This window comes from Vibrio sp. Vf1514, assembly GCF_052076135.1.
Taxonomy (GTDB): domain Bacteria; phylum Pseudomonadota; class Gammaproteobacteria; order Enterobacterales; family Vibrionaceae; genus Vibrio; species Vibrio furnissii.
The window spans coordinates 1033807-1060326 of sequence record NZ_CP197268.1 but is presented as its reverse complement, the minus strand read 5'-3'; the positions used below and the strand labels follow the sequence as shown (position 1 = coordinate 1060326).

The 26520-nt window shown below is 52.1% G+C and carries 24 protein-coding genes; 18 read left to right on the top strand and 6 right to left on the bottom strand.

The window, feature by feature from the left end; all coding sequences use genetic code 11:
• Nucleotides 1–762: an iron chelate ABC transporter ATP-binding protein VctC gene (vctC, locus tag ACS18Q_RS19635; protein ID WP_004726938.1), complete on the top strand. Its 762-nt coding sequence runs from the start codon at nucleotides 1–3 to the stop codon at nucleotides 760–762.
• Between the two features lie 31 nt (nucleotides 763–793).
• Here the strand turns inward: vctC and ACS18Q_RS19630 are convergent, their stop codons facing one another.
• Entirely contained in the window at nucleotides 794–1741 is a 948-nt protein-coding gene (locus ACS18Q_RS19630; RefSeq protein ID WP_441257717.1) for a helix-turn-helix transcriptional regulator, read from the bottom strand.
• A 178-nt stretch (nucleotides 1742–1919) separates the two neighbouring features.
• Between ACS18Q_RS19630 and ACS18Q_RS19625 the strand changes: the two genes are divergently transcribed.
• The 10 genes from ACS18Q_RS19625 (at nucleotide 1920) to ACS18Q_RS19580 (ending at nucleotide 11197) form a co-directional block, all read left to right on the top strand.
• Nucleotides 1920–3911, top strand: coding sequence for a TonB-dependent siderophore receptor (locus ACS18Q_RS19625; protein ID WP_238819782.1), 1992 nt, complete (start codon nucleotides 1920–1922; stop codon nucleotides 3909–3911).
• 41 nt (nucleotides 3912–3952) lie between these two features.
• On the top strand, nucleotides 3953–4255 hold the full coding sequence (locus ACS18Q_RS19620; RefSeq protein WP_004726935.1) for a DUF2218 domain-containing protein: 303 nt from the start codon (nucleotides 3953–3955) through the stop codon (nucleotides 4253–4255).
• Nucleotides 4256–4530: 275 nt separating this feature from the next.
• The gene (locus ACS18Q_RS19615; protein ID WP_004726934.1) at nucleotides 4531–5721 is read left to right on the top strand and encodes an acetate/propionate family kinase; all 1191 of its coding nucleotides are present in this window, start codon (nucleotides 4531–4533) and stop codon (nucleotides 5719–5721) included.
• 218 nt (nucleotides 5722–5939) lie between these two features.
• Nucleotides 5940–6311: an acyl carrier protein gene (locus tag ACS18Q_RS19610; RefSeq protein WP_417870422.1), complete on the top strand. Its 372-nt coding sequence runs from the start codon at nucleotides 5940–5942 to the stop codon at nucleotides 6309–6311.
• A 184-nt stretch (nucleotides 6312–6495) separates the two neighbouring features.
• Nucleotides 6496–7329, top strand: a complete 834-nt coding sequence (locus ACS18Q_RS19605; RefSeq protein WP_004726931.1) for a helix-turn-helix domain-containing protein — start codon at nucleotides 6496–6498, stop codon at nucleotides 7327–7329.
• Nucleotides 7330–7386: 57 nt separating this feature from the next.
• Nucleotides 7387–7986: a LysE family translocator gene (locus ACS18Q_RS19600; RefSeq protein WP_441257716.1), complete on the top strand. Its 600-nt coding sequence runs from the start codon at nucleotides 7387–7389 to the stop codon at nucleotides 7984–7986.
• A gap of 37 nt (nucleotides 7987–8023) precedes the next feature.
• Nucleotides 8024–8434 (top strand): DUF2000 family protein, encoded by a 411-nt coding sequence (locus tag ACS18Q_RS19595; RefSeq protein ID WP_441257715.1) that lies wholly within the window; start codon nucleotides 8024–8026, stop codon nucleotides 8432–8434.
• 68 nt (nucleotides 8435–8502) lie between these two features.
• A complete protein-coding gene (locus ACS18Q_RS19590; protein WP_441257714.1) occupies nucleotides 8503–9837 on the top strand; it encodes an NfeD family protein in 1335 nt (444 codons plus the stop codon).
• A gap of 10 nt (nucleotides 9838–9847) precedes the next feature.
• Nucleotides 9848–10645 carry a slipin family protein gene (locus ACS18Q_RS19585; RefSeq protein WP_004726927.1) on the top strand — a complete coding sequence of 266 codons (798 nt, stop codon included), beginning with the start codon at nucleotides 9848–9850 and terminating at the stop codon, nucleotides 10643–10645.
• A gap of 126 nt (nucleotides 10646–10771) precedes the next feature.
• Nucleotides 10772–11197 (top strand): VOC family protein, encoded by a 426-nt coding sequence (locus tag ACS18Q_RS19580; protein WP_441257713.1) that lies wholly within the window; start codon nucleotides 10772–10774, stop codon nucleotides 11195–11197.
• Nucleotides 11198–11286: 89 nt separating this feature from the next.
• Here the strand turns inward: ACS18Q_RS19580 and ACS18Q_RS19575 are convergent, their stop codons facing one another.
• Nucleotides 11287–12273, bottom strand: coding sequence for an LLM class flavin-dependent oxidoreductase (locus tag ACS18Q_RS19575; protein WP_286281851.1), 987 nt, complete (start codon nucleotides 12271–12273; stop codon nucleotides 11287–11289).
• A gap of 103 nt (nucleotides 12274–12376) precedes the next feature.
• Between ACS18Q_RS19575 and ACS18Q_RS19570 the strand changes: the two genes are divergently transcribed.
• Nucleotides 12377–13288, top strand: a complete 912-nt coding sequence (locus tag ACS18Q_RS19570; RefSeq protein ID WP_441257712.1) for a LysR family transcriptional regulator — start codon at nucleotides 12377–12379, stop codon at nucleotides 13286–13288.
• Nucleotides 13289–13492: 204 nt separating this feature from the next.
• A complete protein-coding gene (locus tag ACS18Q_RS19565) occupies nucleotides 13493–13642 on the top strand; it encodes a DUF2474 domain-containing protein (RefSeq protein ID WP_004726923.1) in 150 nt (49 codons plus the stop codon).
• Between the two features lie 278 nt (nucleotides 13643–13920).
• On the opposite strand, the gene fdhD is transcribed toward ACS18Q_RS19565, so the two are convergent.
• From fdhD to ACS18Q_RS19550, 3 genes are all read right to left on the bottom strand, one after another.
• Entirely contained in the window at nucleotides 13921–14781 is an 861-nt protein-coding gene (fdhD, locus tag ACS18Q_RS19560) for a formate dehydrogenase accessory sulfurtransferase FdhD (protein ID WP_441257711.1), read from the bottom strand.
• Nucleotides 14782–14795: 14 nt separating this feature from the next.
• Nucleotides 14796–15698 (bottom strand): LysR family transcriptional regulator, encoded by a 903-nt coding sequence (locus ACS18Q_RS19555; protein WP_143679985.1) that lies wholly within the window; start codon nucleotides 15696–15698, stop codon nucleotides 14796–14798.
• Between the two features lie 187 nt (nucleotides 15699–15885).
• Nucleotides 15886–16785: a bestrophin family protein gene (locus ACS18Q_RS19550; RefSeq protein ID WP_014257506.1), complete on the bottom strand. Its 900-nt coding sequence runs from the start codon at nucleotides 16783–16785 to the stop codon at nucleotides 15886–15888.
• A 751-nt stretch (nucleotides 16786–17536) separates the two neighbouring features.
• Between ACS18Q_RS19550 and ACS18Q_RS19545 the strand changes: the two genes are divergently transcribed.
• The 3 genes from ACS18Q_RS19545 (at nucleotide 17537) to cydB (ending at nucleotide 22339) form a co-directional block, all read left to right on the top strand.
• The gene (locus ACS18Q_RS19545; RefSeq protein WP_441257710.1) at nucleotides 17537–19861 is read left to right on the top strand and encodes an FdhF/YdeP family oxidoreductase; all 2325 of its coding nucleotides are present in this window, start codon (nucleotides 17537–17539) and stop codon (nucleotides 19859–19861) included.
• Nucleotides 19862–19946: 85 nt separating this feature from the next.
• Nucleotides 19947–21311 carry a cytochrome ubiquinol oxidase subunit I gene (locus ACS18Q_RS19540; RefSeq protein WP_441257709.1) on the top strand — a complete coding sequence of 455 codons (1365 nt, stop codon included), beginning with the start codon at nucleotides 19947–19949 and terminating at the stop codon, nucleotides 21309–21311.
• 11 nt (nucleotides 21312–21322) lie between these two features.
• On the top strand, nucleotides 21323–22339 hold the full coding sequence (gene cydB, locus ACS18Q_RS19535; protein ID WP_441257708.1) for a cytochrome d ubiquinol oxidase subunit II: 1017 nt from the start codon (nucleotides 21323–21325) through the stop codon (nucleotides 22337–22339).
• 51 nt (nucleotides 22340–22390) lie between these two features.
• Here cydB and ACS18Q_RS19530 read toward each other — a convergent pair whose 3' ends face one another.
• On the bottom strand, nucleotides 22391–23332 hold the full coding sequence (locus tag ACS18Q_RS19530) for a sugar-binding transcriptional regulator (protein WP_055465656.1): 942 nt from the start codon (nucleotides 23330–23332) through the stop codon (nucleotides 22391–22393).
• A 235-nt stretch (nucleotides 23333–23567) separates the two neighbouring features.
• Between ACS18Q_RS19530 and dalD the strand changes: the two genes are divergently transcribed.
• A complete protein-coding gene (dalD, locus tag ACS18Q_RS19525) occupies nucleotides 23568–24935 on the top strand; it encodes a D-arabinitol 4-dehydrogenase (RefSeq protein WP_441257707.1) in 1368 nt (455 codons plus the stop codon).
• Nucleotides 24936–24944: 9 nt separating this feature from the next.
• Nucleotides 24945–26405, top strand: coding sequence for a xylulokinase (gene xylB / locus ACS18Q_RS19520; RefSeq protein WP_441257706.1), 1461 nt, complete (start codon nucleotides 24945–24947; stop codon nucleotides 26403–26405).
• The last annotated feature ends 115 nt before the right edge of the window (nucleotides 26406–26520 follow it).

Sequence of the window (26520 nt, the reverse complement as noted above, 5' to 3'; positions counted from 1 at the left end):
ATGATTCAACTCGATAAACTGACAAAAATATTTGGCCAACACGCGGTGGTGAAAGACGCCAGCGCTGAGTTTGAAAAAGGCAAGGTCACGTCCATTATCGGCCCCAATGGTGCCGGGAAAAGTACGCTGCTCTCGATGGCGAGCCGCTTGGTGAATCGCGACGAAGGGAAAGTGTGGATCGACAGCAAAGAGCTGGTGGATTGGGATACCAAAGCGCTGGCGAGAAAGCTGTCGGTGCTGCGTCAGGCCAATACACTGACGATGCGTTTTACGGTGCGCGAGCTGGTGTCGTTTGGTCGTTTCCCTTATTCACAAGGTAAATTGGATGCGCGTGATCAGGACGTGATCGATCAATCCATCGCTTATCTGGATCTGCAAAGCATTCAACACAAATACCTCGATGAGCTGAGCGGCGGTCAGCGCCAATTGGCCTTCATTGCCATGGTGATCGCCCAAGATACCGATTATGTGTTCCTCGATGAGCCATTGAATAACCTCGATATCAAACACTCGCTGCAAATTATGGCGACGATTCAACGTTTGGCGCACGAGCTGAATAAAGCTGTGGTGGTGGTGATCCACGACATCAACTTTGCGTCCTGCTACTCCGATTGCATCATTGCGCTGAAGAAAGGCGAAGTGGTAGCGACGGGCAGTGTGGAAGAGGTGATTCGCGAAGACGTGCTGGGGGATATCTACGAAACGCCATTCCGTGTATTGGAAATTGAAGGCAAGCGCATGTGTTTGTACCACACGCACTGATGCCTGCTGAATATGCGTGTTGGTCTTGTGCTTAGGCCAGCGCTTCCGAAGACAAGTTGGTCATAAAAGCCTGCGGTGATTCACCAAAGGCTTTTTTAAATGCCGCTGTAAAGTTGGACGGGTGATGATAACCCGCTTCATACGCCGCTTCGGTGATGGTTACGTAGCCACGCTCAAGTTGTTGACGGGCGTTGTTGAGGCGTCGTTGGCGCACATAGTTTGCCACCGTCATGCCCATTTGCTGCTTGAATCGGCGTTGCAGGTTCGAGGTGCTCATCGCCATATGCTGCGCCAGTGCATCGAGTGATAATTCCTCGTACAGGTGCTGATCCAGAAAGTGGACAATCTGGCCCATTTGCGAGCAGTAACCGCGCACTTCTGCGGGCGGCATTACCGCGTCTGATTGTGGGGGGATCTGCGCAACCGCGCTCAGTACCAGATCAATGGCCGCATGCTCCAAATGCAATGTTTCCAACAAGGTTTGCGGCTTTGGCATGGCCAACACACGTCGCACGCCTTGCACCATCGCTTCACTCAAAGTCAGCGCACAACACGCTTTGTCTTGCTGAATAAACTGCGTCAGCGGGCAGGGGGTGCCAATGCGTTTACTCAGCCAGGCTTGTTCGAGAATGATGTTGAGTTTGACCACCTGATTGTCTTTTTGCAGTTGGCGACGAAAGCTTGCAGGCTGCCTGAAGTTGACAATCACGCCTTGTGCTTGCGTGGCGGCATCTAAATCAAACTCCAGATCGTCGTAACCAAAGATCAAACGACCTTCCAACAGCAAGGTGATGATCACGGACGCCGGTGTTGTGGCGATCACATTGGAATTCGTCAGTTCGTGGCTGATCCCGCCATGCAGACGAAAAGCGCCTTCATTGCTATAGCTGATGTACGATCCTTCGGCCAATGTCGCAGCGTGCCTCTGGCCATGGCTGACAATAATCTGCTTATCATCCTGTTGCAATTTTCGGGTCATCGTGACCTTTTTTGGGGGAATTTCCTGACGTTGACTGACTGACATACGGTTATTTCTCATAAGTGTTATGCGGTTTTGCATAACCTATTGATCTTCTCATTCTATGGGCGTCACTCTAACATGCTTGCGAATTATTATCATTTGTATTTTCATAACTAAAACATAAGGAATGTAGAAAATGCGTTCTATTCACAAGTCAGTGGTCTGTTTGGCGATCGGCGCCGCGCTAAGCAATATGGCTTTTGCCCAACAAGAAGAGACTCAGGCCGACAATGTCGTGGTTTGGGGCACAAAAGTATCAAGTAGTTCAGAATCTCTGGGCACAGATGACCTCAGTTTGAAACAGGCGGATCATATGTCCGACCTACTGCGCGACATTCCCGGTGTGGATGTCGGCGGTACACACTCGGTCAACCAACGCATCAACATTCGTGGCCTGAACGAAACGGATCTCGATATTCGTCTGGATGGCGCATCACAGCACGCCAACATGTTCCACCACATCGGCAACCTCACGTTGAACCCAGACATTTTAAAATCAGCCGATATTCAAGTGGGTAACAACTCGGTGACGCAAAGTGGCCTTGGCGGCGCGGTCTATTTCGAAACCAAAGATGCCAAAGATCTGCTGCGCGGCAACGAGAAGTTCGGGGTTCGCGTGTTTGGCGGTTACAACTCCAATGACAGCGAGCAAGGCTCGGTGACCGTGTACGGTCAACTGAGTGATAAAGTCGACGCCATGCTTTACGCACAAGGTATCTCTCGCGGTGACTTCGAAAACGGCGACGGCGACAAGACGTTTGGTGTGGAAGGCGATACCTATAACATTTTGGGTAAAGTTGGTTTTGAACCTGCGCCGGGTCACCGCTTTCAATTGGCCTATGACGTGTACCGCGATGACGGCGATTACAGCCCACGTCCGGACATGAACGGGACGGCCAACACGACATTGACTGCCGATGACTTGCTGCCAACCAAATATAATCGTGACACTGTCACTGCATCATACAAACTGACGAAAGAAAAACACAGCGGCACCGTCACCTTGTACAGCAGCGAAACCGAAATCGAACGTGATGAAAGCCATATCACGGGCCGTTGGCCGCGTCCTAAAGCGACCAACACCGCCACCAACCGCAACGTGGGCTTGAGTGCCAAGTTCCAGTCTGATTATCAACTGCTGAGCTTAGATAACCGCGTGGTTTACGGCGCTGACGTGGTCGACCAAACCAGCAAGAGCACGTACGCCGGCGCGTCATACATGGATGAATCTCGCCTGTCGAACGCCATTTTCGCGGAAAACACGCTGTCATTGACCGAGAGTTGGAACATCACGGCAGGTCTGCGCTACGACGACGTGAAGCGCAAAGCGGTGAGCGAAACCAAGAGCTTTGATGACGTCACTTGGTCGCTAGGCACCGAATGGGCGGTTGATTCCGATTGGACACTGTTTGCGAACGCGCGTTCGCTGTTTAATGCCCCAGAGCTGCTGGAATCGTTTGTGATGTATCAGCAAACTTCTTATCTGGCAGACGGCATCAAAGCCGAATCGGGTCTGAACACGCAAGGTGGTGTGCGTTTTGATAAGCGCATTGATGATCACTTCATCGCCGCGAACTTGACCATGTTCCGCACTGAAATCGACGACTACATCACGCAAACTTATGACGGTGCAGTGTCTGGATATCGTTTTGAGAATGCTGGTGATGTGGTGATTAAAGGCTTTGAAGTCAGTGCGACGTACGCCTACCAAGCGTTTAGCTCACGTCTGTCTTACTCACGCGCTGACACCCGTGATAAATCAAACGGCGGCCCAATGCTGGATGCCAACGGCCGAAGCGCCGACATGGGGGATAGCATTGCTCTGAACCTTGGCTACCACGCTGATACCATCGACACACTGTTTGGTTGGACATCTATCGTGGTGCTGGATGAAACCAACGTCGAAGAGGACAGCGATAAGAAAGAAGGGTATGACACGCACAACCTGTACGCGCAGTGGATGCCTTACGCCGTGCCTGATCTGACCGTCACCTTTGGTATCGATAATATCTTTGACGAGCTGTATGTGTCCCACGCATCCCGCACCGGGGTGAACGCTCGCGCAGGGACAATGAATGATTACGAACCGGGTCGCAGCGTGAAAATTTCCGCCTCGTACCAGTTCTAACCCTTTGCCCGCGAGCGTGCGGGCAGCATGAAGGATAAGTGATGCAATACCAAGCTAAAGCCGAATTACACTCTGAACACGTCGCCAAATATTTAGTGACACTTTGCCGCCATTTTGCCCGAAAAGTCCCCGCGCAATGGGATGAGGTGCAAGGCCGTGTGGAATTTCCATCCGGTGTGACGACTTTGTCACTCGACGACGCGCAGCAGTGTCTGACTTTTGTTTGCCAGAGCGACAGTGAAGAAAAGGTCGCGGTGCAGCAAGCAATCATCAACGAACATATTGTGATGTTTGCCCGCCGTGAACCGATTCAACTCGACTGGGATGAGATTCTGGTTGCATAAACACTAAAATAATATTCATAACAACATCAAGAAAAGCTAGGAAACAAAGGCTCCGCCCGTGATGGTCGGGGCCTTTTTTATGCACCAATCTGTGACAGGTCGAAATAATTCCGCCCTCAAAAAAAATAAATGCTTGTCAAAGATCAACAAAAAACCGTTTCAATCACAGAAAAGACTAAAACAAAGTTGAAAGATTCAAAAATTATTGAATAATGGTAACCGTAAATGGAGAAGCTCAAGCTTCGAACTCTCAGTCGGAAACAGGATACAAACCCATGTCGAACTCGTATGTGTTGGTCATCAACTCAGGTAGCTCCTCACTTAAATTCGCAGTCATCGATTCTCAATCGGGTGATGCATTGGTGTCAGGTCTTGGTGAATGCTTTGGTTTGCCAGAAGCGGTCATTAGCTGGAAATATCAAGGTGAGAAAACCGAAGAAGCGATTCCTGCTGGCGGGAACCATCACAAATACGCAGTCAACCGCGTGGTGGCTCTGCTTGAAACGCTGGGCCTAAGTTCTAAGTTTGTCGCTGTGGGTCACCGCATCGTTGCAGGTGGCGAAACCTTTAAAGAAACAGTTCGAGTGGATGAGTCTGTGATTGCTGACGTTGAACGTCTTGCTGAACTGGCCCCACTGCACAACAAAGCCAACGCGGCGGGTATGCGCGCAGCGATGGAAGCGTTCCCGAATCTGCCTCAATTTGCTGTTTTCGACACGGCTTTCCACCAAACCATGCCAGAGAAAGCGTTCGTTTACGCGCTGCCATACGAGCTGTACCAAGAGCATAAAGTTCGTCGTTATGGCGCACACGGCACAAGCCACTACTACGTGAGCCGTGAAGCTGCGAAAGCCATCAACAAACCTGTTGAAGAAAGCAACTTCATTACGGTTCACCTTGGTAACGGCGCGTCAGTCAGTGCGATTAAAAATGGTCAATGCATCGACACCAGCATGGGCTTAACACCGCTTGCCGGTCTGATGATGGGCACACGTTGTGGTGATTTGGACCCAAGCGTGATCGAATTCTTGTTCCGCAAAGGCTGGAAACAAGAAGAACTGTTTGAAATGCTGAACAAAAAATCAGGTTTCCTTGGCGTGTCTGGCATCACCAGCGATGCTCGTGGCGTGCTGGAAGCGATGGACAACGGCAACCCACGTGCCAAACTGGCGTTTGATATCTTTACTTACCGCGTGGCCAAATACATCGGTTCATACATGGTCGCGATTGGTGAAGAAGTGGATGCCATTGTGTTCACCGGTGGGATTGGTGAAAACTCACTGCCAATTCGCAGTGAAATCCTGAAGTATCTAAAAGTATTTGGCTACCAAGAAGACGAAGCTGGCAATGCGGCAGCGCGCTTTGGTCAGTCAGGTACTGTGACAACAGCCGACTCTAAACTGGCGATGGTGATTCCAACCAACGAAGAGTTCGTGATTGCTCAACAATCGGTTGCGCTGCTGTAATCACACGCATTGCTCCACACATCGTATGATGTTTAAGCGAACCCTCGGGTTCGCTTTTTTATGCTTGGTAAGGAATAGACCGTCGTAACGCCTGCGCATAATAACAGCCTGAGTGCAAAGACAGGCAGAGCCGTATGCTGCTACGGTATCTGCATTGTGTGAACAAATTTTATAGACAATGTCTGTTGAAGGCACGGTTAGGTCTCAACGAGGAAAACATGAAATATCTGAAACTTATCGTCAGCTCAATGTTAGCTATTTCGTACTCAAATATTGTTTTGGCGGCTAACTGTGATGCAGTAAATGCGAAAGTATTAGAAGCAATGGCGAAGGTTTTTGATGTTCATTCGGATGACATCGAGCTGGATAAGACCTTCTATGATCAGAATTTTGAAGCGGATGTTTATGGCATCATACTTGTGGTTGTTGATGTGGAAGCGGCTATAGATGTTGAGCTTAAAGACGAGGACGTTGTCGACCCGTTGGTTTATTTCGATGAAGAAGAAGATGAACCCAAAATAAAAGGTGAAGTAACGGTCCGAGAGTTTCAGAAGACGGTACGAAAAGCGTGTGTTGACTCAATCATCTAAGCGTGGCTGCTAGGAATACCTCACCATCTGCTTACAAAGTGATTCGGCACGCGTGGCCTTTTTACTTGGGTTCGCTTTTTTTGTCTCTGGCTTTTTCGTCGTGAAAGTTCGCAATTTTGTTCTATTCAATCGCGGCGCGCGTTTCTATACTGGCTCTATTGATGAACGCGAGTGAATGAACCTCATGCAAGAGCAGTTTCAGTATCTTCCCAGCCAGCATACCGATGGTCTGAGCGCCTTTTCTGCCCGAATGAAGGAGTTCAGCTACGATAAGCATGCGCATGAAGAGTACAGCATTGGTGTGACTCGCAAAGGGCGTCAGGATTTTTTCAGCGGCGGTGCGTATCACAAAAGCAATGTCGGCAATGTGATGATCTTTAACCCGGAGCAGGTGCATGACGGCTGCGCGGGGGAACGCTCGGCGCTGGAATACGAGATGCTTTATATTCCGCAGCACACGCTGATGGCGATGATGCAATCTTTGGGACAAATTACGCCCGATCAGGCACGCCTCAAGCAATCGCTGTTTCATGATGAAGTGCTGCGCCATCAAGTGCTGAATTTGAGCCAGATGATGCGCCAACCGACGTTGTCTGCATTAGAGGAAGAAGCGGCGCTGCTGGCGATTGCCCAATCGATGCTCCGCTTGGGGGGCGGCTCGCTCAACGCCGGACATGATCATGGCCGCAAAGATACGCTTCTGCTGCGCGCGAAAGAGTACATCCTCAGCAACCTCGATCAAAAGCTGAGTGTGGATGACATTTGCCAAGCTGCCAACATGTCGAAATTCCACTTTATCCGCCTGTTTAACGAACAGTTCGGTATGACGCCGCATCAGTTCGTACTCAATTGCCGGGTGAACCGCGCCAAGCAAGCGCTGGAAGTGGGCGACAAAGCGTCGGATGTGGCAATCGACTTAGGCTTTGCGGATGTCAGCCATCTCAATCGCAAATTCAAACGGGTTTTTGGCATCACGCCGCATCAATATCAGCGACAACTGCACGCCAGCGATAGCTGACTCTTAACGACAACGAATCGTCTGATTCGTCAATCTTAACCACTCTCAGAGCAACCCATGACAGACATAATTCTTTATGCCTTTGGCGTGATGTACACGCCTGGGCCGGTGAATGCTATTGGCCTCAATCATGGTATTCAAAAACAACAACGTATTTTCGGCTTCTTTTTCGGCGTTGCCGTCGCGATGTTCATCCTGTTTTTTAGCGTTTCCTTGATTGGCGAGCGCATCATGAATGAATCGTTGCTGCAAGGCGCGGCAGTGTTGGGCGGGCTGTATATCTTCTGGCTGGCCATCAAAATTTTCCGCGCACAAGTGAGTCAAGGCAACAGCGGTGAAGATAAAAATAGCGAGGCGCGCGCGCTGACATTTCGCGATGGATTGATGATGCAACTGCTCAATCCCAAAGGTATCACGGTTGCGCTGCCTGTCGCGACGGTACAATTTCCTGCGGCGGGGATTGCGGGTGTGAGCTTGTTTGCTTGGTGTGTGGGGCTTGCAGTGTTTGCCTTTGGCGCGCCTTGGTCTTATTTCATCTTCGGCCGATTGCTGGGCAACAATATTCGTCAGGCGAGTTACCTCACAATCATCAATAAGCTCATGGCGCTGTTTCTGATGTTCGTGGCCGTGAGCATGGGGCTGAGCCCATTTTTATAACACCATCATGAATCAAGTCTATTCAAAGGGAAAGAGCATGCAGTTTGATACCAAATTCGCCATTGCGGTGGCGGACGATTTGCCAACTTGGCAGAAATTGAATGTGGTCAGTTTTCTGTCCGGCGGCGTGACCGGCAGCCCGCAAGTGAAAACCGGGGAGTGTTATCGCGATGCTTCCGGCAACGCATACCTGCCTTTGTGCGTGCAGCCGATCATTGTGCTCAAAGCGAGCCGAGAAAAGCTCGCTACGTTTATTCAACGCGCCAATCGCGCGCAAGCGGAGACGGCGATTTTTGTCGAAGACATGTTCGCCTCCGGTCATGACGAAGCGAATCGCCAAACGGTCAGCCAATACACGAGCGAGCAATTACCGTTGGTTGGGCTGGCGATGTTTGGCGAGAAGAAGCAAGTCGATAAAGTGTTTAAAGGTGCCAAATTGCACGATTAAATCGCGTCGCCCGACTGAGTGCGCATTTTCGACTACACTCAAAGTAGAGTTTTGTATCGGAACTGCGTATGTATCGTCGGGTGATGGAAGTGCTGCTCACCAGCCTTCTGAGTTTTTCAACACTGGCGACGGCTGATACAACGAATGCGCCAGCGGCGCCTTCTCAAACCGTTCCAGTGATCGCCATCAGCGGTGCCATCGGCCCTGCTGTAGGCGATTACGTCATCAAAGAGCTTCAGCGCGCCAATCAGCAAGTGAATACTCCAGCCGTGATTGTGACGCTCGACACCCCGGGCGGCCTCAGCTCGACCCTTCGCGATATTAACCAATATATTCTCGCCTCCGACATTCCGGTGTTGTGTCTGGTGTATCCGCCGGGCGCACGCGCCGCCAGTGCGGGTACCTACATTCTCTATGCCTGCCACATTGCTGCGATGGCGCCAGCGACTACGCTCGGCGCTGCAACCCCGGTTCAAATTGGTGGCCCGTCTGGCGGTGAGCAGCAGGATAAGCCGAGCGAACCGACCGCGATGGAGAAAAAGGTACTCAATGATTCGATTGCCTACATTCGTTCGCTGGCACAACTGCGCGGGCGCAATGTGGAATGGGCAGAAAAAGCGGTGCGCGATGCGGCGACGTTGTCTGCGATTGAAGCGTTGGAGATGAATGTCATCAATGTGATGGCCGAATCGCCGCAGGATTTACTCAATGCCGTGAACGGACAAACGCTGGATGTGAATCACCGCGCTGTCAGTCTCCATGTCGACAAGGCACAACTCGAGATTCGCGAACCGGATCTGCGCAATCAATTTCTCGCCACCATCACCGACCCGAATGTGGCTTATATCCTGATGATGATCGGCGTATACGGTCTGCTGCTTGAGTTCTACAGCCCAAGTTTCGGCATTGCCGGCATCACCGGGGCGATTTCATTGTTAATTGCGCTCTATGCCTTCCAACTGCTGCCGGTGAACTACGTCGGCATGGGACTCATGCTGCTCGGGATTGCGCTGTTTATTGCCGAATCGTTTCTGCCGAGTTTTGGTTTACTGGGCATCGGTGGGATCGTGGCATTTGTGCTCGGCTCTGTGTTTTTGATCGACAGCGATTTGCCGGAACTGCAAGTGTCCTTGGGGCTGATTTACAGCATCGCGGCCGTCTCGGCGGCGCTGATCATCTTCGTTCTCAGCCGAGTGATGGAGCTGAGACGAAAACAGGTGGTGAGCGGCCAGGAAGCGATGTTGGGGATGGAAGGCATGGCGCTCGATAGCTTTGAAGGCCAAGGTTTTGTCCATGTTGATGGGGAGCGCTGGGAAGCGCTGAGCGATGTCCCGCTGCGCAAAGGTGACCTGATTCGGGTGATTGCCGTAGACGGGTTGACCTTACAAGTGACCAAAAAATAAGGAGGCGGCTATGCCGGCTATTCCTGTAAACACTGAGCTGCTGACACCCATTCTACTTCTGGTGTTGATCGTGCTGATTGCTGTGCGGCTGTTTCGAATTTTACGCGAGTATGAGCGTGGCGTGATTTTCTTTCTTGGTCGCTTCCAGAAGGTTAAAGGTCCGGGGTTGATTATCGTCATTCCGGTCATTCAACAAATGGTGCGGGTGGATCTGCGCACCGTTGTGATGGATGTGCCGAGTCAGGACGTCATCAGCCGTGACAACGTTTCGGTGCGCGTCAATGCCGTGATCTATTTTCGCGTTGTCGATTCGCAAAAGGCGATCATCAACGTAGAAAACTATCTCCAAGCGACGTCTCAATTGGCGCAAACCACCTTGCGATCGGTACTTGGTCAACATGAGCTGGATGAAATGCTGGCCAACCGCGAAATGCTCAATGCGGATATTCAGGCGATTCTGGATGCGCGCACTGAAGGATGGGGCATTAAGGTGTCGAATGTAGAAATCAAACACGTTGATTTGAACGAGTCGATGATTCGCGCCATTGCCCGTCAGGCTGAAGCGGAACGGACACGTCGTGCGAAAGTCATTCACGCCTCGGGGGAAATGGAAGCGTCTGAAAAACTGGTGGAAGCGGCGAATCGCTTGGCGGCAGAGCCGAACGCGATATTGCTGCGCTACCTGCAAACGCTGACGGAAATCGCGGGTGAGAAAAGCTCGACCATTCTGTTTCCCATGCCAACGACATTGATGGAAGGCTTGTTTCAGAAACTCAATCAGCCAGACAAAAAAGACCCCGAGTCATAACGAGATGTTCTGCCGTGCAACTTGGCGCAAATCGCCTATCTTTAAGTGTGGTGATTTGCGCTTTTTCAATGAGATAGCGCAAGTCACCGCATCCCCATAATGCTATTCATAACCAAGGAAGTTTGCATGAGTTTACAGCCGTTTCATTTGGCCATTCCGGTTTACGATGTTTCGCTCGCACGTCAGTTTTACAATCAGGTGTTTGGTCTGGAAGAGGGGCGCTCGGCTGAGAGCTGGGTCGATTTCAATTTCTTCGGTCATCAGTTAGTGATTCACTACCACCCGAAAACGGCCGATCAGGAGCGGGCAGTGACCAACCCCGTCGATGGCCATGATGTGCCAGTGCCGCACTTTGGTGTGGTTTTGGCGTGGAACGATTGGGAAGCGCTGGCAGCGCGGTTGAAATCGCATCAGGTCGAGTTCGTAATTGAGCCGTATATTCGCTTTCAGGGGCAGGTTGGCGAGCAGGCCACGATGTTTTTCTTCGATCCGTGTGGCAACGCGCTGGAATTCAAAGCGTTCAAAGATATGAGCCAGCTGTTTGCCAAATAGTTTTGCTCGCAACAAACAAAAAGCCGTGTGTTCACACGGCTTTTGACGTTGAATGCTGACTCCCCTGACACGGGGTGTGCTGGAAGCGTTTAGCGCAATTCCGCCAGCAGTTCGTAAGAACGCAGCTTCTCCTGATGATCATAAATCATCGCGTTGACCATGATCTCATCAGCGCCTGTGCGTTCAACGAGTGCTTCAATGCGACGACGCACCGTGTCTGGACTGCCGTGAATCGATTCCCTCAGTTGACTTTCCACCTGACGCTGTTCGTGGGGCAGCCACAGTGGATCCATGCTCATCACCGGTGGCGGCAGCTTGTCGCGCCCACCACGAATCATCTTGAGAAACTTCTGTTTCTCCGTCGTGCCCAGATACTGCGCTTGACGGTCGGTTTCCGCCACAATGATGTTCACCCCAATCATGGCGTAAGGTTGGTCGAGTTGTTCCGACGGGCGGAAGTGTTCGCGGTAAATCTCCAGCGCACGCAGCATCGCATCCGGTGCAAAGTGAGCCGCAAAAGCAAAAGGCAGTCCCTTCATACCGGCAAGGCGCGCGCTGTAAGTGCTTGACCCTAATAGCCACAAAGGTACCTTGGCATTGTTACCCGGGAACGAACGGACCGGCTGGTTATCAGAAATCGGCCCCATAAAAAACTGCAGCTCTTCCAGCAGTTCATCAAAATCAGGATCCATTCGCTCAGGATCGCGGCGCAGTGCATGCATGGTCGGGTAATCGGTGCCCGGCGCGCGGCCAAGTCCCAAATCAATCCGGCCCGGATACAAGGCGTCCAGCGTGCCGAATTGTTCTGAAATAATCAGCGGCGCATGGTTGGGCAGCATAATGCCGCCGGAACCCAGGCGAATGGTGTCGGTTTGCGCACCAATGTGGCTGAGCAGCACAGCGGTCGCGGCGCTGGCGATGTCTGGCATGTTGTGGTGTTCGGCCATCCAGAAACGTTGATAGCCAAGCTTTTCGGCGTGTTGAGCCAACGAAACGGACTGTTTAAATGTCTGATGGAAATCAGAACCTTCTGAAACCGGAGCCAAATCCAGAATCGAAAACGGAGGTAAAGGCATGACGACTCATTCTTGTTATCAGTAATGATGAGACTATGCCTGTTTCTTTAACTAAGATAAACTGCCTTCAAATCGATTCTATGTTGAATTCAATTCTACAATTATGCGTAAAGACGATCATTTCAGCGGCATCACAGCGTTTGTCTGCACCGCTCAGCACAAAACGTTCACCGCCGCTGCCGAGCGGCTCAACCTGACTAAATCCGCGGTGGCGAAAAGCGTGTCGCGCTTGGAAGAGCGCCTTGGCGTCAAGCTGCTGCATCGTTCCACTCGCCAACTGACACTGACGCCGGAAGGGGAAGCGTACCTCAAAAGCTGCCTCGATATTCTGGGTCAACTTGAGTGCGCTGAAGCGCTGTTGCAAGCCAAAGTCGACAAGCCATCGGGCAAGCTGCGGATTGATCTTCCTGCGGCATTCGGGCGCAAAAAGGTGCTGCCTTTGCTCTTGGCCATGAGCGCACAGTATCCGGAACTGTCGCTGGCAGTGACGTTCAACGAGCGCTTTGTCGATATCGTCGAAGAAGGGTTGGATGTGGTGGTGCGCATTGGTGAGCTGCAGGAAAGCAGCGGGCTGGTGGCGCGTCATCTGACGGTACAAAAAATGGTGATGTGTGCTGCGCCGGATTATGTGGCGCACCGCGGCGTGCCATCCAGTTTTGATGATCTGAAAAATCACGACTGCGTGGTGAGTTTAAAGCAGAATCAGCCGCTCTCGTGGGTGGTGAAAAACTGCGACGGCGAAACCGTGCGTTTTAAGCCGCCAGCGACCCATGAATTCAGTGACGGAGACGCGATACGTGAAGCCGTGATCGCGGGCTGCGGAATTTCGCAGTTGCCGCTGTGGCTGATTCGTGATGATTTGCAAGCGGGCCGATTGCAGGAGGTCTTGCCGGGCCATTGTGCAGGTTCATCGCCGATTCACGCCGTATGGCCGAAGAACCGCCATTTATTGCCGAAAGTCCGCTTTGTAATTGATCAGCTGGTGGAGCTCGCGCAGCGAGGCCAATTCGATTAATTCGTCAGACGTTCGTGATGAAAAATGAATAAATTTATTGAGGGTTCAATGCATTATTTTTAGTGATTGATAGTATCGATGAGTCTATTAATTAAACCGATTTGACCCAAGTGACGCGAGGATTAATATGGATGAATCAAGTCTGTATTGATTCGGCTGACGGAAATAACTTTCCGTTGGTGAATCTATTATTGGGAGTCGATCATGAATCATCATTTGAAAGAGAAACCGCGTTCAACAGCGATGGACCTGCTGTGGATGGGCGCCATCTGGACGGGCAGTGTGCTTACGCTGGGCGTTGTCGCCATGGGCTTTCGTGCCCTGATGTCTGCTGCAGGGATGAGTAGCCACTGAATCGTTGGCAAAGCAGATTTTAATGTTTCAATTGTGCGAGAAGAAATAAGGCGAATGACGATGACGTTGTTCGCTTTTTTTATGATTGGTCGTCGGGGTAAAAAAAAGAGATAAATCATTCCGTCGGAAAAGGAATGATTTATCTCAAGTCGTTGCGAAGAGGAACAACGTAAACATACCCTTGTGACCCAAGGTGATTGGGGTATCCATTATCGAGAAAGTAAAAATAATCGAGAAAGTGAAAATAATCGCGGAGCACGTTGTCTCCGCAGTAGAAATTAACGGTGCAGATCGACAATATTGCTGCTGACCGGGGCCGGGCTGTATAAGCGCGGTGCGCTGCCTTTTGGCAGGTGAATCAGGTTCAGATGATGGCGACGTGCCCATTGCACGGTCAGCGCCGTCGGCGCCGACAAAGTCACTAAGGTGGCAATTTTGGCGCGCACCGCTTTGTGAATCAGTTCCAAGCTGCAGCGACTGGTCATCACCACAAAGCCGTGTTGTGGATTCACTTTGTCATTGACCATCGCACCAATCAATTTATCCAATGCGTTGTGGCGGCCAATATCTTCGCGGCACAGCGTGATTTCGCCTCGATCGTTGGCATACAAAGCCGCGTGCAACGCGCCACTATGACGGGCCAGAACCTGTGCTTGTTGAATACGATCGCGCAATCCGTTGAACAGAACTGGGTTCGGCGGTGCAACGGGAGACAGCGGTGTTAACGATGGCAGCGCTTGCTCCAGCGCTTCCACACCACAAATGCCACAACCGCTGGTGCCGGCCAGTTGGCGACGCTGGGTTTTCAGCGACCAGAAGGCGCGATTGGCGATGTCGACGGCGGCATGATGAGACTCTTCTCCCATGCTCAATTGCACGTCGTGGATTTCGCTGGCAGCCTCGACGACGCCGCTACTGATACTGAATCCTTTGACGAAATCTTCAAGGTTGCCGGGCGTCACCATCATGACTGCGTGGCTGATGCCGTTGTAACTGATCGACAACGCCGTTTCACTGGCTAGCGCATTGACGCCTTGGGTGTGTTCGGCATTCATTTCGACATAGCCATATTGATCAGGGGCGGGCGGAGCGAAATTCGCTTCAGCCAGTTCGGTCAGTTGAGTCACAGTGCACGTCATGGTGATCTCCCGGTTTAATCCGACACGTTGTGGTCGGCAGCAAAAATTTTCTGTGCTTTGGCAAAGCAACGCTCAGCCAACGCGGAGCGCGGCTCGGTTTTGCGCATCAGTAAGCCGATGCGTGAATGCACTTCGGCCTGTGCAATCGGAATCATGCGCAGGTGCTCGTTCATGGTCTCCATGCCGCTATTCAGTGGCATGATGGCGCAGCACAACCCGGCATGGACCGCTTGCAGTAACTGAAAGGTGGAATCACTCTCCACCTGAATATGTGGATCAATCCCTTTGCTGCTAAAGCTCATGTCAATCGACTGGCGGTAATGCATCCCTTTGGTCAGCAAACCCAGCGGAATATGGCCGAGGCTTTCCCAATCCATCTGCGTGTCAGCAAATCCGAAATGACGGGTATCGTGCAGCAGCCCCATGCTGGTGGCCGCCAGTTCAATCACTTCAAAATGGGTGGTATCGACCTGATCGAGATAGCACAAGCCCAAATCCAACTGATTGCGGTTGAGGCCGTCAATCACCTGTTCAGACGTCACCGAGCACAACTGATACCGCAGTTCAGGGTAGCGTTTAGACAGCGGCTCAAGCAGCGCCATGGGATTCAGACTCGCCAGCGGCACCATGCCAAAACGTAGGCTGCCCACCAACTGGCCGCGGCAATTGGCCGCTTCTGCCTGTAACCCATCGTGGGCAGCGAGCACGCTGCGCGCCCAGGCCAGAATGCGGTCGCCCGCTTCAGTAAACCCTTCAAAACGCTGACCGCGGTTAATCAGGGTCAGTTGCAGCTCATCTTCCAGATTGCGAATGCGCATCGACAAGGTGGGCTGCGTGATGTGGCACATTGCAGCGGCTTGCCCAAAGTGTTGGGTTTCGTCGAGCGCAATGAGATATTTCAATTGCTTAATGTCCATAATGCTTCCTTAAGCGGCCGGTGTTTTTTACTTGGGCGGCACGTTGTCGTGCTCGTATTGTTATTCGGCCACTTGTGTTGAGACTGACAGACTGAGTGTGCTCAGTACTTATTATCTTATACCCGCCTGACTTGAAGTGGCAGCGGTGTCCGCTGCGCCAAATCCGCTGGGTGGTCATGCGTTGCGATTAGTTGAGCACATAATCAACCGGTTGCAAAATCGGTGGCAGCTCCGCCACGTTGAGCGCGTCCAAAACGTCACGTTCAATAATTCTGACCAGCGCATCCATTGGCAGATCGTTTTCATCACGGCCAAAGGGATCTTCCAGTTCGTCCCCAATCGCATCTAAACCAAAAAAGGTGTAGCTCACGATGGTGGTAAAAATCGGCGCAATCCAGCCCAGCGGTTCTGCCATCGCAAATGGCAACAACAAACAGAAAATGTAGTTGGTGCGGTGAAAGAGCAAGGTGTACGGAAAGGGTAGTGGCGTACTTTTTATACGTTCACACGTTGCTTGTGCCTCAGACAGGCGTTGCAACCGCTCTTCCAGCATCACATAACGCCACTCACTGATGCTGCCTGCTTTGGCGAGCTTGGAATAGCCGCGACTGATATGGCGCAAAATTCCGTCGCTGACGTTGTGTCCGTAGGCCTCTGCCCCTTGACTGAGCCAGTCTTTCGCAGCCTGATACTCGTCTTCGTTGCGCAGCCGCGCCGCCAACGCATGGGTAAAACCGCACAGTTCTTTTAACAGCGACGTACGCAACGCTTCATCGTCAATCACTTCACTGGCGCGGGTAAATGAGCGGACTTCGGTAATCACGTGTCCCCACGCCTGACGACCTTCCCACCAACGTGAGTAACAGGCATTGTTACGAAAACTCATAAAGATGGACAGCGAAATACCCAACAAAGTAAACGGCGTGGCATTCACATGGGTAAAAAATGTCGGCAACATCCCTTCCACTAACACAATTAATGACGCCAGAGCGGTGATCATAAAACTGCGTTTAGCAATACGTTTTGCAATGGAACCTTTTAATGAAAATAAAATATTCGTTAAATTAGGTTTAGGATGAACGATCATGATTTTTCCATGAGTAATAGTTTTAACGTTACTTTAAGTAGAATATTATTGTTGAAGTGTTTAATGGCGACAATATTCTATTTTAATCCTATTGATGATGCCGGTTGAATGGCATCTCACATGCTTTTTTAAAACGCTATTTTGTCAAAAGTCTGATTCAGCACGCTGACAAAAATGGATACAAAAACTGACTCGGTTGCGATTAAAATCTGCATGTTTCTTGATCTGAATCAAGAATAAGATCGAAAACACCCCGGGTCAAATCAGTTGTTTTTATCGCGTGATAGAGCGTTTCTATCACGAGCAACTCATGGGCAGTTTAGTGTTTGAAGTGAAAATAAGTTCCGAATTTAGAGTGGGTTACTCGAACAGATGCATCGGTGTGCTTATTCGGAATGCATGCGTCTGGAGCGTAAGTCGAGACTAAAAATAACGTCTGCCTTCATTGAAGAATGAATCAATAAATTACTTTTTGTGTGGTTATTTCTGCTTTGTTTGAGTGATAGATTTCGTCGATGATTAATTCAATAAGTTCAATTGGACGGTAGAAAAAATACGATTTACGCTCTAGTGAAATAAAAGGCACGACCAAAAAATATCGTTGGTTGTGTTTAATTACAACTCAATGAACCTTATTTATTTCGTGCATCTTTGTGCATCAATATCAGCACAAATGGTCGAAATAATATTTGCCATCGCTCACCGGTAAATAACGCATCGTTCATTGAAATTCCTAGAGAGGAGTGTCGTCATGAACCAAAAGGAACACATTAAAGAGTATCCCGGACCTGCAGCAGGCTGGGGCGCGCTCAAAGCGGTCACCAAAAGCTGGTTAGGCAGTGAGAATGCGTTTCGTAACCTGAGAGCGATGTTGAAAACCAACCAGAACGGCGGCTTCGACTGTCCGGGATGTGCGTGGGGTGAATCGCCGGAAAGCGGGATGGTGAATTTCTGCGAAAACGGCGCAAAAGCCGTCAACTGGGAATCCACCAGCCGTCTTGTGGATCCGGATTTCTTTGCCAAATACAGCGTTTCGGAACTGGCGAAACAAACCGATTACTGGCTGGAATATCAGGGCCGCCTGAGTCATCCGATGCGTTATGATTCTGAAACCGATCACTACGTCGAAATCTCCTGGGACGATGCGTTTGCGATGGTCGGACGCCACCTCAACGCGCTGGCGTCTCCGGACGAAGCGGAATTTTACACCTCTGGTCGTGCCAGCAATGAGGCGGCGTACATTTATCAACTGTTTGTGCGAGCGTTTGGCACCAATAACTTTCCTGACTGTTCAAACATGTGCCACGAAGCCAGTGGGATTGGCATGTCCGACACCATCGGGGTCGGCAAAGGGACGGTGGTATTTAAAGATTTGGAATTGGCGGATGCGATTTTTGTCATCGGCCAGAACCCGGGGACCAACCACCCGCGTATGCTTGAACCTTTGCGTGAAGCGGTGAAACGCGGCGCACAGGTGATCTGTCTGAACCCGCTCAAAGAACGCGGTTTGGAACGTTTCCAACACCCACAACACCCGATTGAAATGCTGAGCAACGGCTCGGAGCCGACCAGTAGTGCTTATTTCCGCCCCGCTTTGGGCGGGGATATGGCTGTGTTCCGCGGTATGGCGAAGTTTCTGCTGCAATGGGAGCGCGAAGCGCAAGCATTAGGTGAAGCGCCGGTTTTCGACCACGATTTTATTCGCGAGCACACGACGGGCGTGGATGCTTACTTAAACGTTGTCGATCGTACCTCGTGGAAACACATCACTCAGCAATCAGGTTTGGGACTCGATGAAATCGAAGTGCTGGCGCGCATGTATCGCCGTGCTGAACGCGTGGTGATGTGCTGGGCGATGGGGCTGACTCAGCACCGTCACTCTGTGCCGACCATTCAGGAAGTGGTGAATTTGCAGCTGCTGCGCGGGAACGTCGGCAAACCGGGTGCCGGGCTATCACCGGTGCGTGGTCACAGTAACGTGCAGGGTGACCGCACGATGGGGATTGATGAACAGCCGCCGGAGTTTCTGTTGGATGCGCTGGAAAAACGCTTCCAATTCAAAGTGCCGCGCGAACATGGTCATAACGCCGTGCTTGCCATCAAGGCGATGGAAGAGAAGCGCGCCAAAGTGTTTATCGGCCTTGGCGGTAACTTTGCGCAAGCGACGCCGGATACACCACGTACTCATGATGCGCTACGTAATTGTGAGCTGACCGTACACATAGCCACCAAACTGAACCGTTCACATCTGGTGACTGGCCGCGATGCGTTGATCCTGCCATGCCTTGGCCGTACTGAAATCGATATTCAGGCCAACGGCCCGCAGGGCGTGACGGTTGAAGATACTTTCAGCATGGTGCACCTCTCCTATGGCCAGCTCAAAGCGCGCTCGCCATCTCTACGTTCTGAGCCTGCGATTCTGGCGGGGATTGCCAAAGCGACACTGGGTAATTTCCCTATCGACTGGGACTGGGCGATCGCTGATTACAGTCACATTCGTGATTTGATCGCTGACACCATTCCCGGGTTTGAAAACTTCAATCAGCGTTTGCAGCATCCGGGCGGTTTTTACCTGGGTAATACGGCGGCCCGTCGTGAATGGAATACAGCCAGCGGGAAAGCGCAGTTTGCTGCGCCAGCGCTGCTGGAGCAACTGGTGAACGAAAACGTGATTCAACGCGGCGATGCGCCGGATCTGATCCTGCAAACCCTGCGTTCCCACGATCAGTACAACACCACGTTGTATGGGCTGGATGACCGTTATCGCGGTGTGTTTGGCATGCGCGATGTGGTGTTCGTCAACGCAGAGGACATTCGTCGTCTGGGTTATGAACCGGGCGATAAAGTGGACTTGGTGACCTTGTGGGACGACGGGCTGGAGCGCCGTGTCAGCGGTTTTGAACTGGTGGCGTATGACATGCCAACCGGACAGGCCGCGGCGTATTACCCGGAAACCAATCCGCTGGTACCGCTCGATAGCTACGGCGATCGCACCTTTACGCCGACCTCCAAGTTTGTGGCCATCAAACTGGAAAAAGCCAAACCAAGCAGCGTGATTCCAACCACTGCACTGTAATTCGGTTTACTTCTGTTTATCTCATTGGCCCTGCTTGGTGTTATGCGGCGGGGCCAGCGACCTCTGAAAGATTAAGGATTCTGGTATGTTTCATTTAGAGGCTCTCGACCTGGCGCGCATTCAGTTTGCGTTCACGGTGTCGTTTCACATTATTTTCCCGGCGATCACCATTGGGCTGGCCAGTTTTCTCGCGGTGCTGGAATGGCGCTGGATGAAAACCGGCAATCCGGTGTACAAAAACCTGTATCACTTCTGGTGCAAAATTTTTGCCGTTAACTTTGGCATGGGCGTGGTGTCCGGCTTGGTGATGTCGTACGAATTTGGCACCAACTGGGCGCGCTTTTCTGATTTCGCTGGCAGTGTCACCGGACCACTTCTGACCTACGAAGTGCTGACGGCCTTCTTCCTCGAAGCCGGATTTTTGGGTGTCATGCTGTTTGGCTGGCACAAAGTCAGCCGCCGCATGCACTTCTTTGCCACGGTGATGGTGGCAATCGGGACGCTGATTTCAACGTTCTGGATCCTGTCATCCAACAGTTGGATGCAGACCCCGCAAGGCATTGAAATTGTAGATGGCCGCGTGGTGCCTGTCGACTGGTTTAAAATCGTGTTCAACCCGTCATTCCCGTACCGACTGGCGCACATGGCATTGGCTGCCTTCCTGTCGACGGCATTCTTTGTTGCCGCTTCAGCGGCCTGGCATTTACTGCGCGGTCGCAAGAGTGCTGAAGTGAAAAAAATGTTCTCCATGGCGATGTGGATGATTCTGCTGGTGGCACCACTGCAAGCGGTGGTGGGCGATGCACACGGTTTAAATACGCTTGAGCATCAACCCGCGAAAATTGCGGCGATTGAAGGGCACTGGGAAAACAAACCGGGCGAAGCGACGCCGTTGATCCTGTTCGGGATTCCGGATATGGACGCGGAGAAAACCCGCTTCAGCCTTGAAGTGCCGTATCTGGGCAGCTTAATTTTGACCCACAGTCTGGATAAACAGATCCCGGCGCTGAAAAGCTTTGCGAAAGAAGACCGACCCAATTCAACCATCGTGTTCTGGAGTTTCCGCGTGATGGCTGGCCTTGGCATGTTGATGATTCTGTCTGCTCTGACCGCGTTGTGGCTGCGTCGCAAAGGCAAACTCTACGACACCAAGTTGTTCCATCGCTTTGTCCTGCTGATGGGGCCATCGGGACTGATTGCGCTGCTGGCAGGCTGGTTCACGACCGAAATCGGCCGTCAGCCATGGGTGGTGTACGGCATGATGCGCACCCGCGATGCGGCATCGAACCATGATGTATTGCAGATGAGTATCACGCTGGCGCTGTTTGTCATTATTTACTTCTCGGTGTTTACCGTCGGGATCACTTACATGATGCGTCTGGTGGGCAAAGGCCCGACAACGGTTGAGCAAGAACGCGTGAGCGATGACCCGCTCAGCCTGGCGAAATAGAGGAGCACAACATGACCATTCAAGGTATCGATTTATCCGTGATTTGGGCCGTGATCATCGCGTTTGGCTTGCTGCTGTACGTGATTCTCGATGGCTTTGACTTAGGCTTAGGCATTCTTTTTCCGTTCATCTCCGACCCGAAAGAGCGCGATGTGATGATGAACACGGTCGCGCCGGTGTGGGATGGCAACGAAACCTGGCTGGTGTTTGGCGGTGCGACGTTGTACGCCGCATTCCCATTGGCGTATTCCGTCATTCTGGAAGCGCTGTATCTGCCGCTGGTGTTGGTATTAGCGGGGCTGATTTTCCGTGGCGTCGCATTTGAGTTTCGCTTTAAAGCGTCAGCGAAATCGCGTCACTGGTGGGATAAAGCGTTCATTGGTGGCTCGATCATGGCGGCGTTTTTCCAAGGCGTCGCACTGGGCACTTACGTCGCGGGCATTCCCGTGGTGAACCGCCAGTTTGCCGGTGGTGATTTTGACTGGTTGGCGCCGTTTCCACTGCTGTGTGGGTTGGGTTTGACGCTGACCTACGCGCTGCTGGGCAGTACCTGGTTGCTGATGAAAACCGACGGCATGCTGGAGAGCAAAATGCGCCACTACAGCCGCCCGCTGACTTACGCGTTGATCGTGATGATTGCGATGGTGGCGGTGTGGACCGCGTGGTTAAACCCGCACCTGGCTGACTTGTGGCTGAGCGGTCATCACTGGGTCTTTACGGCGTCAGTGGAAGTGTTGGCGGTGATTGCCGTGGCGCTGATTTTGCGTAATCTGCGCAAACGCCACTCTTACAAACCGTTTGTTGCCACGCTGTTTTTGATTGCACTCGGCTATGTGAGCCTGATGATCAGCATCTGGCCGAGCATCATTCCGCCATCGGTTGACTTCTGGCAGGCGGCGTCACCGCTTTCCAGCCAACTGTTTGCGTTGATAGGCGTGCTGTTTATCCTGCCCGTGATTCTTGCGTACACCGCGTGGGGTTACTACGTCTTTCGCGGCAAAGTGCAGGTGGGCGAGGCGTATCACTAACGCCATCCCGCCCATAAAAGGGCTTCAGATGACTGAAGCCCTTTTTGCTATCTATTGCGTTAACAGCCAGCGGGCGGTGGTTTCGTCGGTGACCAAACCGTTGATCCAGCGACCGCGCAGCGCGGCGAGAATTGCGGGGCGTTTGTCTTCACCACAGGCAGCGCCGATGCGTGGGCAGTCGTTGCTGCGAATATCATGGCTGGTGATGAAGGTGTTGATGGTGCAATCAATCACGTCACCTTGGGCATTAATGAATCGGCCGAGAATTTCTCCCACGGCGCCTTGTTGATTTAGCTCGTCGGCCTTATCGGCGGAGATAAAACCATCTTGGATGATTGGGCTTGCTTTACTCAATGAGCCAATACCGATAAACACCACGTTGGCGTTGCTGGCAACGGCGGCGACTTCCTCAAACACACGCATGCCAGTCCAGACTTTCAGTTCATCGGCTGACAGGGCGTAACGCGGCGCAGGCAACTGGTAATAGTTGGCGCGAATTTTCCGCGCCAGGATCAGCGGCACATCATCGTAGTAGTTACATTGACCATTCACGCCCATCGCGCTGATCAACGCCACGCATTGGCTATTGGGCGATTCGAAATCAATCCGGTTGATCGCTTTTTTCAGCGTCAGCCCCGAGCCGATGCCGATGATTTGATTCTGCTGGTCTTTGACGTATTTCGACATCAACTGAAAGCAGCCAAACGACACGTTATCTAAGGTTTCCTCGCCGCTGGTGGTCGGGACGATGTTGCACTCCACCAGTTGATACTTCGCCTTCAGCAGTTCTGCGTAATCTAAACAGGTTGAAATCGGGTGGTGCAGGCCAACTGAAACAATGCCTTCCTCTTTGGCCGCCGCAATCAAACGTTGTACCACCGGACGGGATAAACCGAGTTCAGACGCAATATCGCTCTGATTGCGGCCGGAGATGTAATACATCCAAGCGGCACGCACCATTTGGTCGGTTTTAAAGCTGTCGTCTCTTGCCACATTTCATCCTTACTATTCAATGTCTTGCGCCTGTTCTAAAGCTTTGGTTTTTCGTCTTGGGCGCGCGAATACCTCGTATCTTCTCGCGAACGCTTGCGGAGTGCAATAGCTATCAATTACCCACAAACGAACAAAAGACCTATAAATGGTCTTTTGTTCGTTTGTGATCTATGGCTCTTTATTTGGTAATTTGATCGATTAGAGTGGCGTCATTCAATAAGAACGAGGAATCATCATGACAAACCAATACACGTGGCTTCACATCGGTCTGGGTTCATTTCACCGCGCGCACCAAGCGTGGTATCTGCACAAATTGTTGGCATCGGGCGATCAACGCTGGCATATCGCTGCGGGCAACATTCGCAACGATGCCGAAGCCACCGTCGACGCGTTGCGAGCGCAAAACGGCGAATATGTGCTGGAAACCGTGAGTCCGGCGGGTGAGCGTCATTACGAAGTCATCAAGTCGATTCAAATGCTGCTGCCTTGGCAAGCGGATCTGGCACCGCTGATTGACGAAGGGGCGAAGGCGCAGACGAAAGTCATCGCTTTTACCGTGACCGAAGGCGGCTACTACCTCAAAACTGACCACACGCTGGATGTCGACAGTGCGGTCTTAAACGCTGATCTCAACGGTGGTCATCAAACCATTTACGGCACTGTGACGAAAATTCTTGAGCGCCGCATGGCAGACGATGCTGGCCCAGTGACGCTGCTTAACTGTGACAACGTGCGTCACAACGGCGAACGTTTTCGCGATGGGTTGATGGAGTTTCTGACGCTGACTGGCAAAACCGATGTGTTGCAATGGGTGAAAGAGAACACCACCTGTCCGAATACCATGGTCGATCGCATCACGCCACGCCCAGCGGCTGATCTGCCGGCTCGCATCAAACAGCAAACGGGCATTGATGATCAAGCGCCCGTGATGGGCGAAACCTTTATTCAATGGGTGATTGAAGACAACTTTAAAGACGCTCGACCAGCGCTGGAAACGGTGGGCGTTGAAATGGTGGATTCAGTGATCCCGTATGAAGAAGCGAAAATTCGCATTCTCAACTCGTCGCACAGTTGCATTGCGTGGGCGGGCACCTTGCTGGGGCAGTCGTTTATTCACGACAGCACGCTGACTGAGAGCATCTACAAAATTGCGCATGATTACGTGACGCAGGATGTGATCCCTTGCTTGGGTGACAACGGTATCGACCTGCCCACGTATCGTGATGTGGTGTTAGAGCGTTTTACCAACCCATACATCAAAGACACCAACCAGCGTGTGGCGGCAGACGGTTTCTCGAAAATTCCGGCGATGATCACCCCAACGATGATCGAGTGTTACCAACGTGGCGTCGCGCCGCAAGCTACCGCAATGTTGCCTGCGTTGTTCTTCGTGTTTATGCAGCAGTGGCACCAAGGCGTTCTACCTTATGAGTATCAAGACGGCATTCTGGATGCGGCGGCAGTGCATGCGATGTTTGAGTCGGTAGACCCAATTGCAGTCTATGCACATGACAAAGCATTGTTTGGTGAATTGGCTGAGCGCGCTGAATTTGAAGCGCTGCTGCGCGAGAAAATCGCCGCCGTCTACCCCATGATTCAGTAAGGAGCAGGTATGTATTTAGGAATTGACCTTGGCACGTCGGAAGTGAAAGCGCTGGTGATTGATGAGCACGGTGAAACCGTCGCCACACACAGCGCGCCGCTGACGATTCAACGCCCGCATCCGCATTGGTCTGAGCAAGCGCCGCAAGAGTGGTGGGAAGCCACCAACTATCTGATTGGCGCGTTGCGAGAAAAGTGCACCGAACATTGGGGCGCGATCAAAGCGATTGGCCTGTCGGGGCAGATGCATGGGGCCGTACTGCTGGATGACCACGATGCGGTGATTCGCCCGGCAATTTTGTGGAACGACACGCGTTGCCACGAAGAGTGCGCGGAACTGGAAGCGGCAGCGCCGAATTTGCATGACATTGCGGGCAATTTGGCCATGCCGGGGTTTACCGCACCGAAGCTGATTTGGGTGCGCAAACATGAACCGGAAAACTTTGCGCGCATTCAGACTGTGCTGCTGCCGAAAGATTATCTGCGCCTCAAAATGACCGGACGCAAAGTTTCTGATATGTCGGATTCGGCTGGCACTTTGTGGCTGGATGTCGCCAAGCGCGATTGGTCCGATGCGCTGCTGGATACATGCCAACTGACGCGCGCTCAGATGCCTGAATTGGTGGAAGGGTGCGATGTGTCGGCGTCGCTCTCGGCGGAGATGGCGCACAAATGGGGCTTGAGTCCATCGGTGATTGTTGCTGGTGGCGGCGGTGATAACGCCGTGAGTGCGATTGGTGTTGGCGCGGTAAATCCGGGCGATGCGTTTATCTCCTTGGGCACATCCGGGGTGTTGTTTGTGGTGAACGAACAATATCGCCCCGCGCCTCAATCGGCGGTGCACGCGTTTTGTCATGTGTTGCCGCAGCGTTGGCATCAGATGAGCGTTATGCTCAGTGCCGCCAGTTGTTTGCAGTGGTTCTGTCGCATTGTCGGAGCGACCGAGGTGGAACTGCTGGCGGACATTGAGCAGTTGAGTGAGGAAGAAAAAGCCAAAGCGCCGCTGTTCTTGCCTTATCTCTCTGGGGAACGCACGCCGCACAACGACCCGCAAGCCATGGGCATGTTCCACAGCATGAGCCATTCAACCCATCGCGCGTTGTTGGGTTATGCCGTGATTGAAGGTGTGAGCTTTGGGATTGCCGATGGTCTGCGCGTCTTGCAAGACAGCGGCACCCAGATTGACCAGTGTTCGTTGGTCGGCGGGGGCGCTCGCAGCCCATTCTGGGCGCAATTGCTGGCAGACACCCTCGGCCTGCCGATTGTGACGCACAAAGGCGGTGAAACCGGCGGCGCACTGGGCGCAGCGCGTCTGGCATGTTTGGCGTCCGGAAAATCCGTGGCACAGGTGTGTAAAAAGCCAGACATTCACCGCATTTATCAACCTTGCGCGGATCGTAAGCCCGTGTTGAGTGAGCGCTATGCTCGGTTCCGCGCCCTCTATCAAAACGATTTGGCCTTACGGTCATAACCTCGGCCATTAAGAGCCTATTTAAAAAGAATTTTTAGAAGAATCATCACAACCTCATGGACTACGCCCCTGCAAAGGGGCGTGGGATTCCTTTACCCTACGAAACGAGGAATAT